This window comes from Nocardia sp. NPDC127526 (assembly GCF_042672265.1).
Classification (GTDB): domain Bacteria; phylum Actinomycetota; class Actinomycetes; order Mycobacteriales; family Mycobacteriaceae; genus Nocardia.
Genome location: NZ_JBHXVO010000019.1, coordinates 73,721 through 91,054, shown reverse-complemented (window position 1 = coordinate 91,054; position 17,334 = coordinate 73,721). Strand labels below are relative to the sequence as shown.

General features: G+C 68.8%; 12 protein-coding genes. 4 read left to right on the top strand and 8 right to left on the bottom strand.

Features of this window, described 5'->3' with window-relative positions:
• Positions 1-77 precede the first annotated feature (77 nt).
• From ACFVIV_RS26365 to ACFVIV_RS26355, 3 genes are all read right to left on the bottom strand, one after another.
• Complete coding sequence (locus ACFVIV_RS26365) at positions 78-1,238, bottom strand: ferredoxin reductase (RefSeq protein ID WP_379200702.1); 1,161 nt, start codon at positions 1,236-1,238, stop codon at positions 78-80.
• Positions 1,239-1,435: 197 nt separating this feature from the next.
• Positions 1,436-1,957: a DUF6912 family protein gene (locus tag ACFVIV_RS26360; RefSeq protein WP_379200806.1), complete on the bottom strand. Its 522-nt coding sequence runs from the start codon at positions 1,955-1,957 to the stop codon at positions 1,436-1,438.
• Between the two features lie 49 nt (positions 1,958-2,006).
• Positions 2,007-3,422 (bottom strand): wax ester/triacylglycerol synthase family O-acyltransferase, encoded by a 1,416-nt coding sequence (locus ACFVIV_RS26355; protein WP_379200700.1) that lies wholly within the window; start codon positions 3,420-3,422, stop codon positions 2,007-2,009.
• 432 nt (positions 3,423-3,854) lie between these two features.
• On the opposite strand from ACFVIV_RS26355, the gene secA reads away from it, so the two are divergent.
• Positions 3,855-6,689 (top strand): preprotein translocase subunit SecA, encoded by a 2,835-nt coding sequence (gene secA / locus ACFVIV_RS26350; protein ID WP_379200698.1) that lies wholly within the window; start codon positions 3,855-3,857, stop codon positions 6,687-6,689.
• Between the two features lie 91 nt (positions 6,690-6,780).
• On the opposite strand, the gene ACFVIV_RS26345 is transcribed toward secA, so the two are convergent.
• Positions 6,781-7,098: a hypothetical protein gene (locus ACFVIV_RS26345; protein WP_379200696.1), complete on the bottom strand. Its 318-nt coding sequence runs from the start codon at positions 7,096-7,098 to the stop codon at positions 6,781-6,783.
• A 189-nt stretch (positions 7,099-7,287) separates the two neighbouring features.
• Here ACFVIV_RS26345 and ACFVIV_RS26340 point away from each other — a divergent pair, with 189 nt between their 5' ends.
• Positions 7,288-8,703 (top strand): nitrilase-related carbon-nitrogen hydrolase, encoded by a 1,416-nt coding sequence (locus tag ACFVIV_RS26340; protein ID WP_379200804.1) that lies wholly within the window; start codon positions 7,288-7,290, stop codon positions 8,701-8,703.
• A gap of 32 nt (positions 8,704-8,735) precedes the next feature.
• Here ACFVIV_RS26340 and ACFVIV_RS26335 read toward each other — a convergent pair whose 3' ends face one another.
• On the bottom strand, positions 8,736-8,915 hold the full coding sequence (locus ACFVIV_RS26335; protein ID WP_379200694.1) for a hypothetical protein: 180 nt from the start codon (positions 8,913-8,915) through the stop codon (positions 8,736-8,738).
• 656 nt (positions 8,916-9,571) lie between these two features.
• Here ACFVIV_RS26335 and ACFVIV_RS26330 point away from each other — a divergent pair.
• The gene (locus ACFVIV_RS26330) at positions 9,572-12,181 is read left to right on the top strand and encodes an AAA family ATPase (RefSeq protein WP_379200693.1); all 2,610 of its coding nucleotides are present in this window, start codon (positions 9,572-9,574) and stop codon (positions 12,179-12,181) included.
• Between the two features lie 369 nt (positions 12,182-12,550).
• On the opposite strand, the gene rsgA is transcribed toward ACFVIV_RS26330, so the two are convergent.
• The 3 genes from rsgA to ACFVIV_RS26315 all read right to left on the bottom strand — a co-directional run bounded on the left by rsgA (position 12,551) and on the right by ACFVIV_RS26315 (position 16,418).
• Entirely contained in the window at positions 12,551-13,453 is a 903-nt protein-coding gene (rsgA, locus tag ACFVIV_RS26325; protein WP_379200691.1) for a ribosome small subunit-dependent GTPase A, read from the bottom strand.
• A 101-nt stretch (positions 13,454-13,554) separates the two neighbouring features.
• Entirely contained in the window at positions 13,555-14,838 is a 1,284-nt protein-coding gene (gene aroA, locus ACFVIV_RS26320) for a 3-phosphoshikimate 1-carboxyvinyltransferase (RefSeq protein WP_379200689.1), read from the bottom strand.
• A 71-nt stretch (positions 14,839-14,909) separates the two neighbouring features.
• Complete coding sequence (locus ACFVIV_RS26315) at positions 14,910-16,418, bottom strand: aldehyde dehydrogenase family protein (RefSeq protein WP_379200687.1); 1,509 nt, start codon at positions 16,416-16,418, stop codon at positions 14,910-14,912.
• A 144-nt stretch (positions 16,419-16,562) separates the two neighbouring features.
• Between ACFVIV_RS26315 and ACFVIV_RS26310 the strand changes: the two genes are divergently transcribed.
• Positions 16,563-17,330, top strand: a complete 768-nt coding sequence (locus tag ACFVIV_RS26310) for an SOS response-associated peptidase (protein ID WP_379200685.1) — start codon at positions 16,563-16,565, stop codon at positions 17,328-17,330.
• The last annotated feature ends 4 nt before the right edge of the window (positions 17,331-17,334 follow it).

Genomic DNA, 17,334 nt, shown 5'->3' with positions numbered 1-17,334 from the left:
GAATGGCGACCGCTTCAGGCTCGATTGCTATCGAGGGTAGCCGTTCGGCGGCGCGAGGGCCGCACACGGTCCGCGCGTCACACGTCGAGGGTGCAGTCGCCGGCGGCCGCCGAGATGCAGGTCTGCACTTTGTCACCGGCGCGATGCTCATTGCCGTTGCGCAGATCGCGGACGTGACCGTCGGTGACGGTGAGCACGCAGGTCTGGCAGATGCCCATGCGGCAGCCGAACGGCATCTGCACGCCCGCGCTCTCACCCGCCTGCAGCAGCGTGGTGGCGCCGTCCACCTCCACGCTGCGGCCGGTACGGCCGAAGGTGACGGTGCCGCCCTCGGCGGAGGCATTGCGCTCGATCTCGAACCGCTCCACATGCAGCTTGTCCGCGATTCCGGCCGCCGCCCAATGCTTCTCGATCTCGTCCAGCATGGCGGCCGGACCGCACGCCCAGGTCTCGCGCTCGCGCCAATCCGGCACCCGCTCATCCAGATCGGCCAGCGCGAACTTGCCGTGCTCACCGGTGAGGTGCAGGTCCGCGGTGAAACTCGGGTGCTTGTCGTGCAATTCGCGCAGCTCGTCGCCGAACATGACATCGTCCGGGGTGCGCGCGGAGTGAATGTGCCGCACATCCGGAACCACGCCGCGCCGATCCATGGTGCGCAGCATGGCCATGACGGGCGTGATGCCCGAACCGGCCGTCAGGAACAGCACCCGCGCCGGCGGCGGCTCCGGCAGCACGAACCCGCCCTGCGGCGCGGCCAGGCGCACCACGCTGCCCACCGGCACGCCGTTGACCAGATGGCTGGACAGGAAACCCTCCGGCATGGCCTTCACGGCGATCGAGATGAGCCGCTTGCTGCGATGCTCGGGATCGGTCCAATCCGGCGGGCAGGTCAGCGAATACGACCGCCAGTGCCAGCGCCCGTCCACGAGCACGCCGATACCGATGTACTGCCCCGGGGCGAACTTGAAGTCGAAACCCCACCCCGGCTTGATCACCAGCGTGACCGAATCCGCCGTCTCCTTGCGCACCTCCACGATCCGCCCGCGCAGCTCGCGCGCCGACCACAGCGGATTCACCAGGTGCAGATAGTCATCCGGCAGCAGGGGAGTGGTGATCCGAGCCGCGGCCCCGCGCAGTGCGTTGAGCTTCGTGCGGCCTGCGATGGCGCTCTCGGTGACCGGGGCCTCCAGCCATTCCTTGAGGCCGCGCACCGAGAATCCACCAGCTTTCAAACCCATGATTGCGGAGCTTTCCTGTCGATTGCGGCGAGGTCGTCCCCGCAAGGTTACGGCATCGTAGGTTACGGCGCCGTAGTAAGGGTCTGGGGTTAGGGGATTGGGGCACAGCCCTCTCCCCTCCCTAAGGGGGTTTGGGGACTTAGCCCCTCTCCCTCTCTAAGGGGGTTTGGGGGCTTAGCCCCCATCTCCCTTACTGCTTACAGCAGGTCGAGCAGGAACGGCAGTTCCTGCGCCGCATACCAGGCGAGCTGGTGATCCTCGGCATCCCCGAGCACGAATTCGGCATCGGAGTCACCCAGATCGGCGGCATCGATCACATCCACGGCCTTGGCCACCTCCGGCTCGGCCTCGGCCAGGTCGACGTGCACCGAGGCGATCCGGTCGTAGGCGATCGGAGCCGACAACCGCACCACCGCGTCGTCGAGATCCGGCCGCAGCGTCGCCCCATCCACATCGGCCGCGATGACCGCCCGCCGGAAGATCGGCCGCCGCACCGGCGTCTCGCCGTCGTCGTCGGACCCGGACTCCGCGGCATTCTCCTCCGCGGCCTGCTCATCGGCCAGCAGCCGCAGCGAGGCCCGCGCGGCTTCCGCCATGGCCACCTCGGCGAGCTCCTCGTCATCACCGGAGGCATAGGCCTCCCGCAGCGCGGGGGTGACGGCGAACGCGGTGTCGTTCATCGCCCGGATCTCCCGGTCCGCGACCAGGTCCCGCAGCATCGGCACCGTCGCCGGGACGTAGACACGCAGCTTCTTCGTGACGCCGGACTCACTGGACGCAGGCACCGAGCATCTCCTCCATCGACTCGTGCACCGAAGCGGTCAGCACCGCGATATCGGCCATGGCGTCGCGATCGGCGGTGAGCCCGTAGAACACCCGTCCGTCATAGGACGTGAGCCCGATACTCAGAGCCTGAAAGCGCAGCAACGGCGATACCGGGTACATCTCCAGCATCCGCGCGCCGCCGATGTACATCGGCTGCTGCGGACCCGGCGCATTGGTGATCACCAGATTGAACGTGTGCTCAGCAAAAGTACTCGCCGATCGCACGCTCATGGCGTGCAGGCTCGCCGGAGCGAATCCGGCCATGTGCACCAGGGTCCGCGCGCGCACACCGCGCTGATGCTGGACGTGTACCTCGGTGGCGTGCTTGATGTGCGCCAGCCGGATCACCGGATTCGGTTCGCCGACGGGCAGATCCACCAGCAGCGAGGTCACCTCCCCGGCCGGTTTCAGCTCCGCGCTGTCGGCGTAGACCGACATGGGGACCACCGCGCGCAGCGTGTCGGCCTCGGTCAGCACCTGGCCGCGGGAGAGCAGCCAATTGCGCAGCGCACCGGTGACCACGGCCAGGATGACGTCGTTGATGGAGCAGTCGAATCGCTTGCGGATCTTGCGGTAGTCCTCGAGATCGGTGCGCACCACCTCGACCCGGCGATTGCGGGAGGTCCGGGTGTTCAGGGGGCTGTCGGGCGCGCCGATGGCGGCGGTGCGCAGCATGGACACCATCTTCTGCACGGCCTTGCCGGTGGCGTCGAACAGCGCGAACGCCTCGGCGCTGTGGTGGCGCGCCACCTCCAGGGCCTCGCGCGGCTGGGTGGCCAGGTGCAGCACCGCGCCGACCAGCAGTTCCAGATCGGCGGGTTCGCGTTTCGGGCCCCAGGCGGCATGGGCGACCTCGCGCGGCGCGGCCGAGGTGTCCAGGATCACATGCCCGATCTCCAGCGCGCTGTCGCCGTCCACCAGCGCCGAATGCGTTTTGGTGAAGATGGCCGTCCGCCCCTCGGACAGGCCCTCCACCAGGTACATCTCCCACAGCGGCCGGGTGTGGTCGAGTGGGCGCGAGGCCAGCCGGGCGACCAGATCCAGCAGCTGGTCATCGGTGCCCGGCTCGGGCAGCGCCGAGCGCCGGATGTGATAGGTGATGTCGAAATGGGCGTCGTCCACCCAGACCGGCCGGCCCAGGGCGAACGGGATCTCGCGCACCTTGCGCCGGTACAGCGGCACCAGCGGCAGCCGCGATTCGACCAGGTCGACCAGGCCGTCGTAGTCCAGTGGCGCCTTGCCGGAATTCCCGGTCGGCGCGGGATTGCGCAGGATCGCCAGGGATCCGATGTGCATCGGGTTGCTGCTCGACTCGAGCCGGTAGAACGACGCGTCCTGCGGCGTCAGTCTGGTGATCACGCTGCCCCGTACTCCCTTGTCCTGCCTGCGCCCGCATGCTTTTCCCCTGCCGAGGCGTCGGCGGCCGGCGTCGCGCGCCGATTGTGAGCAAGCTATCGCAATCCGATCACCAGGGGGAACCGTCCGGGCGCCACTGCCCGCCGCGCGCCATCGTCGGCGATCCCGGCCCGGGTGTGCGGGCGCAAGCCTCCGCACGCCGGACCTTGTCCATGGTACGCCAGGCGGGTCTGAAACACCTTCTCCAACAATGCGATTCATGAGCGAATCGCCGCAGCTCACGAAGGCTGTCCGGGGCTGAACGCAATTCACCCACGCCTACACAGCTGCTACACAGCCATGCGCATTACCATGGCAATGCGTGCGCGCCCGCGTGCGCCTTTCCCGCCGAGGCGGGCGCCCAGACGACCACCGACCAGAGGAACGACAAGACCCGTGCCTGCGCTGACGCTTTCGAGGTTGCTACGGATTGGTGAAGGTCGCACGGTCAAGCGGCTTGCGAACCTGGCGGATGAAGTCATCGCCCTGGAGGACGAGTGGTCGGCTTTGACCGACGCCGAACTCCAGGCCAAGACCGATGAGTTCAAACAGCGCTACGCCGACGGGGAATCCCTCGACGAGCTGGTGCTGGAGGCCTTCGCGACCGCGCGGGAAGCGTCCTGGCGAGTGCTCAACCAGAAGCACTACAAGGTGCAGATCATGGGCGGCGCCGCCCTGCACATCGGCAATGTGGCGGAGATGAAGACCGGTGAGGGCAAGACCCTCACCTGTGTGCTGCCCGCCTACCTGAACGCCATCAGCGGCGACGGCGTGCACGTCGTGACCGTCAACGACTACCTGGCCAAGCGCGATGCCGAGTGGATGGGCCGCGTGCACCGCTTCCTCGGTCTCGAGGTGGGCGTCATCCTGTCGGGCATGACCCCGGCCGAGCGCCGCGCGGCCTACAACGCCGACATCACCTACGGCACCAACAATGAATTCGGCTTCGACTACCTGCGCGACAATATGACCCACTCGCTGGACGATCTGGTCCAGCGCGGGCACAACTTCGCCGTGGTCGACGAGGTCGACTCCATCCTCATCGACGAGGCGCGCACCCCGCTCATCATCTCGGGCCCGGCCGATGCCTCCTCGAAGTGGTACGCCGAGTTCGCGCGCATCGCGCCGCTGCTGAAGAAGGACCTGCACTACGAGGTCGACATCAAGAAGCGCACCATCGGCGTGCACGAGGCCGGCGTCGAATTCGTCGAGGATCAGCTCGGCATCGACAACCTCTACGAGGCCGCCAACTCGCCGCTGGTCAGCTACCTGAACAACGCCATCAAGGCCAAGGAGCTCTACACCCGCGACAAGGATTACATCGTCCGCGACGGCGAAGTGATCATCGTCGACGAGTTCACCGGCCGCATTCTGGTGGGCCGCCGCTACAACGAGGGCATGCACCAGGCCATCGAGGCCAAAGAGGGCGTGGAGATCCAGCCGGAGAACCAGACCCTGGCCACCATCACGCTGCAGAACTACTTCCGTCTCTACGACAAGCTGTCCGGTATGACCGGTACCGCCGAGACCGAGGCGGCCGAGCTGCACCAGACCTACGGCCTGGGCGTGGTGCCCATCCCGACCAATAAGCCGATGATCCGCGCCGACCAGTCGGACCTCATCTACAAGACCGAAGAGGCCAAGTACTCCGCGGTCGCCGACGATATCGCCGAGCGGCACGAGAAGGGTCAGCCGGTGCTGGTCGGCACCACCTCGGTGGAGCGCTCGGAATACCTGTCCAAGCTGCTCACCAAGCGCGGCATCCCGCACTCGGTGCTCAATGCCAAGTTCCACGAGCAGGAAGCCCAGATCGTCGCCGAGGCCGGCCGGCCCGGCGCGGTCACCGTGGCCACCAATATGGCCGGTCGCGGCACCGACATCGTGCTCGGCGGCAACCCGGACATCATTGCCGACCTGCTGCTGCGCAAGCAGGGGCTGGACCCGGTGGAGACCCGCGAGGAGTACGAGGCCGCCTGGCACGGCGCGCTGGAGCGGGTCAAGGAGCAGACCGAGGCGGACGCCGACGAGGTGCGCGAGGCCGGCGGCCTCTACGTGCTCGGCACCGAACGCCACGAATCGCGGCGCATCGACAACCAGCTGCGCGGCCGCTCCGGCCGCCAGGGCGATCCGGGTGAATCCCGCTTCTACCTGTCGCTGGGTGACGAGCTCATGCGGCGCTTCAACGGCGCGGCGCTGGAGTCGATCATGACTCGGCTGAACCTGCCCGATGATGTGCCGATCGAGGCCAAGATGGTCTCGCGCGCCATCAAGTCCGCGCAGACCCAGGTCGAGCAGCAGAACTTCGAGATCCGCAAGAACGTCCTGAAGTACGACGAGGTGATGAACCAGCAGCGCACGGTCATCTACGCCGAGCGCGCCCGCATCCTCAATGGCGAGGACATGGAGGGGCAGGTCCAGGAGATGATCACCGACGTGATCACCGCCTACGTGCAGGGTGCGACCGCCGAGGGGTACGTCGAGGACTGGGATCTGGAGAAGCTGTGGGGGGCGTTGAAGACGCTGTACCCGATCGGGCTGGACTACCGGGAGCTCAGCGGGCAGAACGCCGACGGTGAATTCGGCGAGCTGTCCCGCGAGGAGCTGCTGGAGGCTGTGCTGGACGACGCGCATGCGGCCTATGAGCGCCGGGAAGCCGAGATCGACGGGCTCGCGGGCGAGGGGAGCATGCGCAATCTGGAACGCCAGATTCTGCTGTCGGTGCTGGACCGCAAGTGGCGGGAGCATCTTTACGAGATGGACTACCTCAAGGAGGGCATCGGGCTGCGGGCCATGGCGCAGCGCGACCCGCTGGTGGAATACCAGCGTGAGGGGTTCGACATGTTCTCGGCTATGACCGACGGGTTGAAGGAGGAGTCGGTCGGGTTCCTGTTCAACCTGCAGGTCGAGGTGCAGCAGCCGCAGCCGGCGGGGGTCAATGTGGGGGCGGGGCTGCAGTCGCCGGTCGGCAACCGGCCGCTGCCGACCCAGGAAGCCGCGCCTGCGACCGGGAACGGCGCTCCGGCGGCCCTGCGCGCCAAGGGTATCGACGAGTCCGGACCGCGCGGGCTGAGCTACTCGGGGCCGGACGAGGGTGGTCGGGCGGCCGTACACAGTGACGCTGAGGAGTACGGGCAGCAGGCCGGCGGGGCCGGCACCCGGCGCGAGCGCCGGGAGGCTGCGCGGTCCCAGGGCAAGCTGGACAAGGCGCCGAAGTCCAAGCGCCGGCGGTGATTTGATAGCTGTTGAAAAGCATTGACCCCCTGGGCTTCCCGGGGGGTCAATGCTTTTTTCATGCGCTCGGGGGGCCGGCGGGCCGGGGTGGCTAGTCGAGGTTGACGGATTCGCCCCAGTAGCGGGGGTCCCAGTTGATCAGGATCATTCCGGCCACACTGCCGGTGCAGGCGCCGCAGGCATCGACGTGGATGTGGCTGTCCACGTCGGTGTCGCCGTCGAGGACGGCGCGGGTGGAGAGCCAGACGGCGCGGAGGTACATGGTTGCGGGTCTGCCGCAGCGGACGCAGTCGGGGAGGTTGTTCGCGGGGTCGTTGCGGCCGATGCGGACCTCGGGGGTCACCGGTGCGCCCGGGCCGAGGGCCGCGTCGAGGAGTGGGGAGAACTCCTTGCGCTCATGGTCTTCCACGTCGGCAGGCTAGCGACTTCCGAAAGCGGGCGCTACCGGTACGGATGTAGGGGGCATAACGGTCGGCTCACCGTATGGTCGTAGGGGGAAATCACCCTGGGGTAGCGTCCCCGGATCGCTTGTGCGGACTCATGATCGGGGGCGGCTCGGCGACGGTCAGGGGTTCGCTGAGGGAGAGGCGGGCCCGTGATGAGGCGTGTGGTGGTGGTTGCGGCGGCGATCGTATCGTCTGCGGCGCTCTGGCATTTCGGCAGCGGATTGCATCCGCTGGCGGGGTTGGCGTTTCTCGCGCCGCTTCCGGTGCTGTTGCTCGCGCCGCGTGTGAACGGGGTGACGGCCTTTCTGGCCGGGCTGCTCGCGTGGCTGGGTGGTCAGGCGCAGATGTGGTCGTACTTCACCGTGACGCTCGAACAACCGGCGGCCTTCACCGTGGCGCTGCTCGGCGGCTCCGCGCTCGTCTTCGGCGCGCTGGTGGCGCTGGTGCGGGTGCTGCTGTTGTGGGAGCGGCCCGTGCTGGCGGCGCTGGTGGTGCCTGCGGGCTGGGTGACGCTGGAATACGTGCTGTCGCTGGTGGGTTCGACCGGAGCCTGGTGGAGCATCGCCTATACGCAGGCCGAGGTGTTGCCCTTGATCCAGACGGCCGCGGTGACCGGCGTCTGGGGGCTGACCTTCCTGATCCTGCTCGTGCCCGCGGCCATCGCGGCGGTGACCGCTCCGGCGACCACACGGGCGCAACGGATTCGGGTGGGCGGCGGACTGGCGGTGGCGCTGGTGGCGGTGACCGCGTTCGGCACCTGGCGGCTCAGCGCGCCCTATGATCGGGAGAACGTCCGTGTCGGGCTGGCGGCGATTTCCCAACCGCCGGACTATGCTCCGGTGGATTCGGCCGACGGCCGGGATATGGTGGCCCGCGCGGTCGCCGAGATCGAGCGGCTGGCCGATCGGGGTGCGCGTGTCGTGGTGCTTCCCGAAAAGGCGTGGCGCGCCGATGAATCCAGCTTGCCGCTGCTGTCGGGGCCGCTCTCGGAGGTGGCTGTCCGGCGCGATGTCCACGTGGTGGCGGGCCTCGTCCTCACCCGGGGCGGGACGAGCGTCAATGCCGCGATCGACTTTCCGTCCGGCGTGGTCTACGCCAAGCACTACCTGGTTCCCGGCCTGGAGGACGAGCTCACCCCCGGAACGGAATTCCAGCTCGTCCCGGGTGAACCGTGGGCTCTGGCAGTCTGTTTCGATCTGGACCGCCCGAACCTGGTGCGCGAGAACCACCGCCGCGGCGCGACGCTACTGCTGGTCCCGGCCCTCGATTTCACCGATGATCACTGGCTGCACAGCCGCATGGCCGTCGTGCGCGGTGTGGAATCCGGTATGGGTGTGGCCCGGTCGGCGCAGTTGGGTGAGCTCGTCGCCAGTGATTCGCGCGGGCACGTCCTGACCTCGGTGCGCGCCGACATCTCCGCGACCGCGACCGCGCTGGCCGATATCCCGCTGACCGAATCCCGCACTGTGTACGCCCGTTTCGGCGACTGGTTCGCCTGGCTGTCGGTGGTGCTGTTCCTGCTCGCCGCGATCGCCGCGGCACCGCTGCGGCTGCGCGGCCGGCACTGAGCGCCGGGCGCACCGACTGTCGAGGGCGGTGGTCAGGGCGCCCACCGCGCCCGATCCCACTCGTCCTGCCAATCATCCGGGTCGGCCGCCCCGGGCGGGAGGTCGCCGTCCGCGTCCTCGGGTGACTCGTCCTCGGGGGACTCCGGTGGCGTTTGCTCCGGTTCGTCCTCCGATAGCGGGGTGCCCTCGACGTCGTCGTCACCATTGCTCATGCGATCCCTCGCTGCTCCTCGATTCCGGACCGAGCCAGGCTGGCAATCTTTTGGCTAATCTACTTCGCCGGGGGCGGGATCGGGCGGCAGGGTGTCTCCCCGCCGCGTCGGCGCGATCGTGTGCATTGCCGCTGCGCGAATCAAACAAATCGACGCCGAATTACGCTGACTTGCGAATGCGTATCACGCACTATTCGGAATGCAATGTGAATCGAAATGGAATGCCCACTGATCGGAATGCGGAATTGTTTCGCGCATGCGAATTCGACCCGATGCCGATAAGCATCGAGCGGTGGTACGAATTGGGTCACTTCGATTGACGATTTGTGCCTCGATGCGCAATCCCCGCGGTGCGCGCCGCCGGCATCCCCCTCCGGAAAGCTCGTGTGTGAACGGCCGGTCGGCCGCTGGACGGACGTTACGGTCCATGGTGCCGAAGGGGATCGGCCGCTGTATCGGTCACTGAATCCGTCGGTAGGTTTACCCGCTGCTCAGAGCGATGTAGATCACTCTCCGGCAGGCATTGTGCGGCTTATCGGCCGCGGCATCGGCCGATCCGGCGCGGCGCGCACTTATGTGCGCGACTTTGCACATTTAATTGCCCATGATGTGGACTTGAAATTGATTACAGGTTGACAAACGGGGTAACTTGCGTCGTGCGCGAGAAACAAGTGCTCTATGGGCGGGGACAAGAACAGGACGAGCTGGATCGAATGCTCGTCGCGGCCCGATCCGGTAGTGGATCGGCTGTCGTCTTGTGGGGTGATCCGGGTATCGGCAAGTCCGCGCTGCTCAATGCCGCCGCCGACCGCGCCGGCGAATTCCGGATACTGCGCTGCCGCGGCTCCCATCCGGAGTCGGAACTGCCTTTCGCGGCGCTGCACGAACTCCTGCTGCCGGTCGCCGGGCGGGTGAGCGCGCTGCCCGCGCCGCAGGCCGCCGCCCTGGGCACCGCGCTCGGCGCGGAATCCGGTCCCGCCGATGACTTCCTGGTCGGGGCGGCGCTGGTCGCCCTGCTGTCCGCCCTGGCCGCCGAAGGCCCGGTGCTGCTGATCGTCGACGATGCGCAGCTGGTGGACGATGCCACCGCCCGCGCCCTGGTCTTCGCGGCCCGCAGGCTCGTGGTCGCGCCCGTGGTCCTGCTGTGCGCGCTGCGGGACGATCCGGCGGCGACGGTGTGGAGCCAACTTTGCGCAAGGCCGCTCACCGGGCTGTCCGACGCGGATGCGCGATTGTTGCTGGAGGAGGGGCGCCCGGGTATCGCGAGCCAGCGCGCCGCCCGCGCGCTGCAGGCGGCGACCGGCAATCCGCTGGCGCTGCGCGAACTCCCGATCGAGGCCGAGGAATTCGCGGGCATCGCCCGCGGGCCCGTTCCGCTGGGACCGCGGCTGCGCGCCGCCTTCCGAGACCGGATCGCCGAGCTGCCGGATCCGGTGCGCACGCTGCTGCTCGTGGTGGCCGCCGAGGCGCGCGGGGTGATCGGCATCGTCGCGACCGCCGCCACCGCCCTCGATATCCCCGAATCCGCCTGGGAGCAGGCGGAATCGGCGGGCTGGCTGGAGATCGGCGACGGCCGGGTCGAGATGCGGCACCGCCTGCTGTGCACGGCCGCCTACGATGCCGCGACCCCGGCGCAGCGGCGGCGGGTGCACCTCGCCGTGGCCGCGGCGCTCACCGGCCCGGCGGACGCCGACCGCGCCAGCTGGCATCGCGCGATCGCGGCCGATCGTCCCGACGCGGAACTGGCGGCCGCGCTGGCGGCGGGCGCGGAACGCGCCGAGACCGATCCGGCGACCGCCGCGGCCATGCTGCGCCGGGCCGCCGCCATCACCCCGGACCCCGCCACCGCCGGGCTCCGCCTGGCCGCGGCCGCCCGGCAGGCCTGGGAGGGCGGCGATATCGAGTCGGCCTGCCGGCTGCTGGACCGCGCCGCCGAACGCGTGCCCGCCGACCGGCTGGCCGTCGCCAGCGGCGGTCTGGCCGGCCGCCTGGAACTGGTGACCGGTGAACCCGAGCGCGCGAGCCGGATCCTGTTGCGCGACGCCGAGATCGTCGATCCGGTCAGCGCGGCGAGCCTGCGCACCCTGGCCCGCCGCGCCCGCTGGGCGGCCGGTCACGACGATATCGACCGCCCCGATTTCGAGGCCTTCCATTCCGCGCCCGATCCGCGCACCGCCCAGCGGTTGCTCCCGCCCGCCGCGCTGGTGCTGATGTGGGGCATGGCGGATCGGGCGCTGGAGCCCTACACCCAGGCCGCGCGCTGGCACACCGCCGAGACCTCGCCGGGCGCGGTCTGCCTGCTACCGCAATTGGCCACCCTGCAATTCGCGAACGGCCGCTGGGCGGCCGGCGAGGAAACCCTGGCCGAGGCGTTCGAGCTGGCCCGCTCCGGGGGCGTGCGGAACATGCTGGCCCAGTGCTGGAATCTGCGGGCCCGGCTGGCCGCGCTGCGCGGTGATGCCGACACCGTCGCCGAGAGCGTGGACCGCGCGCTCGCGCTGGCCCGGCCCAGCGGCGCGAATGTGCTGATCGCCCAGTCCTATTGGCAGCTCGGCTTTCTGGCCCTGGGCACCGGCAATGCGGAGACCGCGCATCTGCGGCTGCGCGCGCTGATGCAGCCCGGCCACGAGGCCCGCCACCCCACCTATGCCCGGCTCGCCGCGCTGGACATGGTCGACGCCGCCTGCCGGGTCGGCCGATTCGACGAGGCGGCCGAATACTACGAGCTCATTCGCGACTGGGCGGTGCATTCCCGGGCCACCTGGGCGATCGCGGACGCTTACGCCTGCCGCGCCCTGCTCGGCGCCGACGATCGCACCGATCACTACTTTCGCCGCGCCCTCGCCGTCGGTGATGTCCGCCACGGTCCGGTCCGCCACGCCCGCATCCAGTTGCACTACGGCAAATGGCTGCGCCGCAACCGCCGTCGCGGCAATGCGGCCGAACAGCTGCGCGCCGCCCTGGAAGCCTTCGAGCGCGCCGGCGCCGACCAGTGGGCCACTCGCGCCCGCCTGGAACTGGATCTGACCGGCAAGCGCCCCGCCGTGGCCGAGAACGGCTCGCTGCTGACCACTCAGGAATTACGCGTGGCCCTGCTGGCCGCGCAGGGCATGACCAATCGCGCGATCGGCGCGGAACTGCTGCTCAGCCCCCGTACCGTCGGCCATCATCTCTCCCGCATTTTCGGCAAACTCGGCCTGAGCGGCCGCGCCGAACTCGCCGCCATCGATTTCGAGAACGGTATGCGGATCATCCGTCCAATTTGACGATCGCCTGGTAAAACGCCGAATGCCATGAATGGTTATAACCAGTCATGGCATTCGATATTCATCGAATTTCAGCGGGCGGATCGTACGGCGGATTTCCGGGCGCCGTCGCCGGCGGCGGCCGCAGCGGGCTCACCGCACACGCCGACGACCCCACCTCGCACAGCCACCGGCCCACCGGATCCGCAACAGCGACGGCCGGAGCGGCCGCGACCCCGAGCGCCGCCGATATACCCAGTGCGGCAACGGTTCTACGAGCTAGCAAAAGATCCTGACCCCTCCATCGACAACGGCTCGCACGGTAGCGGCGCCGGGCGCGCGGGGCATCGGCCGCGCAATCGGTCGCCGAATCCGCCGTCGTATCGGTCGTCAGGGGGCGGTCTGGGTGCGGAACCAGGGGTCGTTGGAGTTGAGAGCCGTGAGCAGCAGGCGGATGGCGGCCACACGGCGTTCCTTGCCGGGGAGGTTGTCCAGGGCGCATTCCGGGTCGGTGGGCGGGCCCAGGTGGGTGCAGCCGCGGGGACAGTCCTCGATGGCTTCGGCCAGGTCGGAGAAGGCGCTGATGACATCGTCGGGGGTGATGTGCGCCAGGCCGAAGGAGCGCACGCCCGGGGTGTCGATGACCCAGCCGCCGTCGGGCAGGGGGAGGGCGACCGATTGGGTGGAGGTGTGGCGGCCCTTGCCGACGCCCGAGACCTCGCCCACGGCGCGATCCGCGTCGGGGACAAGGCGATTCACCAGGGTGGACTTGCCGACGCCGGAATGGCCGATGAAGGCGGTGAGGCGGTCGCCGAGGAGGTCGAGGACCGGCTCCAGAGGGTCCTCGATGCCGCCGTAGACGATGGTCAGGTCCAAATCCTCGAAGGCCGAGGCGAATTCGGAGTCGGCGGCGAGATCGTGCTTGGTCAGGCACAGAATCGGTTGCAGGCCACCGACATACGCGGCGACCATGGCGCGCTCGACAAAACCGGTGCGGGGCGGGGGATCGGCGAGGGCCACCACGATGAACAGCTGCTCGGCGTTGGCGACGACCACCCGTTCGAACGGGTCGGTGTCATCGGCGGTGCGGCGCAGCACCGTTCGGCGATCGGTCACCCGCACGATGCGGGCCAGGGTGTCGGGTTTGCCGGACAGGTCGCCGACCACGTCCACCTGATCGCCGACGACGATGGGGGTGCGGCCCAGTTCCCGCGCGCGCATGGCGACGATGTGCCGGTCCGGATCGCCGTCGAGGACACAGCCCCAGCGGCCGCGGTCGACCGAAACCACCATGGCCGCTTCGGCATCCAGATGCCGGGGGCGGGTCTTGGTGCGCGGGCGCGTGCCCTTGCCCGGGCGGACCCGGACATCGGTCTCGTCGTACTCGCGCCGCCTCAGTGGTCTGCTCCGGACCGGGAGAGCATGCTCTGCCAGAGTTCGACGAAATTGGGCAGGGTCTTGGCGGTGGTGCCGATGTCCTCGATCTCGACACCCGGCACCGTCAGGCCGATGATCGCGCCCGCCGTCGCCATGCGATGGTCGGCGTAGGAATGCCACTGCCCGCCGTGCAGCGGCGCGGGCACGATGTAGAGCCCGTCCTCGGTCTCGGTGACCTTGCCGCCGAGCCGGTTGATCTCGGTGGAAAGCGCTGCGAGCCGGTCGGTCTCGTGTCCGCGCAGGTGCGCGATGCCGCGCAGCCGGGACGGCGAATCCGCCAGCGCCGCCAGCGCCGCCACGGTCGGGGTCAGTTCGCCGACATCGTGCAGATCGATATCGATACCGGCCAGCCGCTCCGGCCCGCGCACGGTGAGCACGCCGTCGAAGATGCGCGCCTCCGCGCCCATCCGCACCAGGATTTCGCGGATCACGTCACCGGGCTGGGTGGTGTACCGCGGCCAGTGCGGAATGCTCACCTCGCCGCCGGTGACGGCGGCCGCCGCCAGGAACGGGGTGGCATTGGACAGATCCGGCTCGACCTCCCAGTCCACCGCGCGGATCGGGCCGGGCGACACCGTCCAGGTCTGCGCCTTGCGCGGATCGGTCGGCGCGTCCACCCGCACATCGGCCTCGCGCAGCATCTGCACGGTCATCTCGATATGCGGCATGGACGGCAGCGCCGCACCGCTGTGGTTCACGGTGATGCCGTGCTCGAACCGCGCCGCCGAGAGCAGCAGCCCGGAGACGAACTGCGAGGATCCGGAGGCGTCGATGGTGATCGGCCCGCCGCGCAGCGATCCGGTGCCGTGCACCACGAAAGGCAGTGCGTCGCCGTCGATGTCGGCGCCCAGCCCGCGCAGCGCCTCCAGGATGGTGCCCAGCGGCCGCACCCGCGCCTGCTCGTCGCCGTCGAAGGCCACATCACCGGTGGCCAGCGCGGCCACCGGCGGCACGAACCGCATGACCGTTCCGGCGAGCCCGCAATCGATGACCGCGCTGCCGAATTCCTTCGGGGGCGTGACGGTGAGGGTGTCGCCGTCCCCTTCGATGGTGGCGCCCATGGCCCGGAGCGCCTCGATCATGAGGTTGGTGTCGCGACTGCGAAGCGCTCCGGTGAGGGTCGACGGCCGATCGGCCAGGGCGGCCAGGATCAGCGCCCGGTTGGTGATCGATTTGGACCCGGGCAGGGTCACGGTGGCGTGCACGGGAAGTTCGACATGGGGCGCGGGCCAGAAAGTCACCGCCCCATCTTCCCAAACGATCGATGCCCGGCGGGGGTGCACGCCCCCTTTCCGGGCAATTCTGGCATCGACTACTTGGCGCGCCCGTGAATCAGCGGCACGATCTTGCGCAGCAGCTTCATGGTGCGGTCGGTGCGCGAGTACGACAGCAGGGCCATGCCCGGAATCGTGAACTTCTGCACCGCAATGGAATGCGGCCGGGTGAACTCCAGCAGGCCGGGCGCGCCGTGGATGCGGCCGATGCCCGAATCCCCGCTGCCGCCGAAGGGCAGCCCGGAGATGGCGGCGAAGCCCAGCACCGAGTTGACCGAGGTGGCGCCGACCTTCAGGCGGCGGGCGATCTCCAGGCCCTGCTTGCGCGAGTAGACCGCCGAGCCCAGCCCGAAGGTGCTGTTGTTGGCCAGCTCCACGGCCTCGTCGACGCCATTGACGGTGCGGATGGTGACGGTCGGGCCGAAGGTCTCCTCGCACACCGCGGCGGAGGATTCGTCGGCGTCGACAATGATCACCGGCTCGATGAACGGGCCCTTGATCGATTCCGGCCCGCCCAGCACGGCCTTGCCGCCGTTCTTGAGCGCGTCCTCGATGTGGCGGCGCACGATGTCGATCTGGCTGGGCATGGTCATCGGGCCGTAGGAGGCGCCGGACTCGGAACCCGGCTTGACATCGGTCAGGATGCGCTTGACCTCGGCGATGAACTGATCGGCCACCGATTTGTCGACGTACACCCGCTCGACGCCGGCGCAGGTCTGGCCGCTGTTGGCGGTCGCGCCCCAGGCCACGGCATCGGCGGCGGCCTTGATATCGGCGTCGGCGGCCACGATCACCGCGTCCTTGCCGCCGCATTCCAGCAGCACCGGGGTGAGCGTGTCGGCGGCCGAGGCCATGATCTTCTTGCCCGTCGCGGCCGAGCCGGTGAACGCCACCTTGTCCACGCCCGCGCGGACCAGCGCCGCGCCCGTGGCGCCGAAGCCGTTGACGGTGATGAAGACGCCGTCCGGCAGTTCCGGATTCGCCTCGGCGAAGCACTTGGCCACGAAATTGCCGATGCCCGTGGAGAATTCACTCGGCTTGAACACCACGGCATTGCCGGCGGCGAGGGCGTAGGCAATGGAGCCGTTCGGCGTGTAGACCGGGTAGTTCCACGGCCCGATGATGCCGATGACGCCCAGCGGCCGCTGCTCGAGATGCGCGGAGAAGTTGGCCATCAGCGCGCCCGGAGCGATCTTCTTGGGCTTCAAGACCTTCTCGGCATTGGAGGCCGCCCACTTGATGTGCTCGAGCGCCAGCATGAGCTCGAGGAAGGCGTCGTCGACCGGCTTGCCGTTCTCGGCGTGAATGAGCTCGCACAGTTCGTCCGACTTGGCGACCAGTTTGCTGCTCCAGCGCAGCAGATGCTTCTTGCGCTCGGCGTAGGTCAGCGCGCCCCAGGTGGCGGCGGCGGTGCGCGCCTTGGCCACGGCGGCGCGGACCGCATCCTCGTCATCGATCTGGTAACTGGCGAGGGCCTCGCCGGTGGCCGGGTTGACGGATGTCAGCGTGGCGGCGTGGTCGATCGAGGCGGTGTCGGAAGCAGACATGATGGCGGCAGTCCCCTAATGAGAGTGTGATGGGACGAACGTCTCACAGGTCACAACTGAAGTCAATCGCCATCAGATCATTTGCCAGTCGCTCCGCGCGGCGCCGCCTCGAAACTGTCGGTTGCCGGTGGCAGCATGGTCGGCATGTGCGGCAGATACGCGACGACGACGAATCCCGCCACGCTGGCCGCCGAGCTCGACGCCATCGACGAGACCGGCGACAAGGGCTTCAACCCCAACTACAACGTGGCGCCCACGAATCAGGTGCTCACGGTGGTGGAACGGCATGATCGCGACCATCCGGAGGACCCGGCGACGCTGCGGCTGCGGGCCATGCGGTGGGGCCTGATCCCGCCGTGGACCAAGGCGTCCGAACCGGGCGTGCCGGTCAAGGGCAAACCGCTGTTCAATGCCCGCGCTGACAAGGCCGCCACCACCGCGTCCTTCCGCGATGCGGTGAAGAAGCGCCGCTGCCTGGTGCCCATGGACGGCTGGTACGAGTGGGTGACCGAGCAGGATTCGCTCGGAAAGGCCGTCAAGAAGCCCTATTTCATGTCCCGGGGCGACGGTGAGCGCCTCTATATGGCCGGCCTGTGGTCGGTGTGGCGCGACCGCGGCCAGGGCGACGAGGCCAAGCCCTTGCTCTCCTGCACGATTCTGACCACCGATGCCGTCGGCGAGCTCACCAAGATCCACGACCGCATGCCGCTGCCCATGCCGCGGGCGCACTGGGAGGCCTGGCTGGATCCCGATCATCCGGCGCCCGCCGAGCTATTGGAGACGCCCACGCCCGCCGATATCGCGGATATCGTCATGCGCGAGGTGCCGTCGCTGGTGAACAGCGTCAAGAACAACGGGCCCGAGCTCCTGGGCGCGGCGGACGAACAGGCCGGGCAGATCAGTTTGATCTAGGCCC

Coding starts and splice junctions, on each gene's coding strand:
- ACFVIV_RS26365 (WP_379200702.1), bottom strand. CDS start 1,238: ATGGGTTTGAAAGCTGGTGGATTCTCGGTGCGCGGCCTCAAGGAATGG.
- ACFVIV_RS26360 (WP_379200806.1), bottom strand. CDS start 1,957: ATGCTGCGGGACCTGGTCGCGGACCGGGAGATCCGGGCGATGAACGAC.
- ACFVIV_RS26340 (WP_379200804.1), top strand. CDS start 7,288: ATGAGGCGTGTGGTGGTGGTTGCGGCGGCGATCGTATCGTCTGCGGCG.
- ACFVIV_RS26335 (WP_379200694.1), bottom strand. CDS start 8,915: ATGAGCAATGGTGACGACGACGTCGAGGGCACCCCGCTATCGGAGGAC.
- rsgA (WP_379200691.1), bottom strand. CDS start 13,453: ATGGTGGTTTCGGTCGACCGCGGCCGCTGGGGCTGTGTCCTCGACGGC.
- ACFVIV_RS26315 (WP_379200687.1), bottom strand. CDS start 16,418: ATGTCTGCTTCCGACACCGCCTCGATCGACCACGCCGCCACGCTGACA.
- ACFVIV_RS26310 (WP_379200685.1), top strand. CDS start 16,563: ATGTGCGGCAGATACGCGACGACGACGAATCCCGCCACGCTGGCCGCC.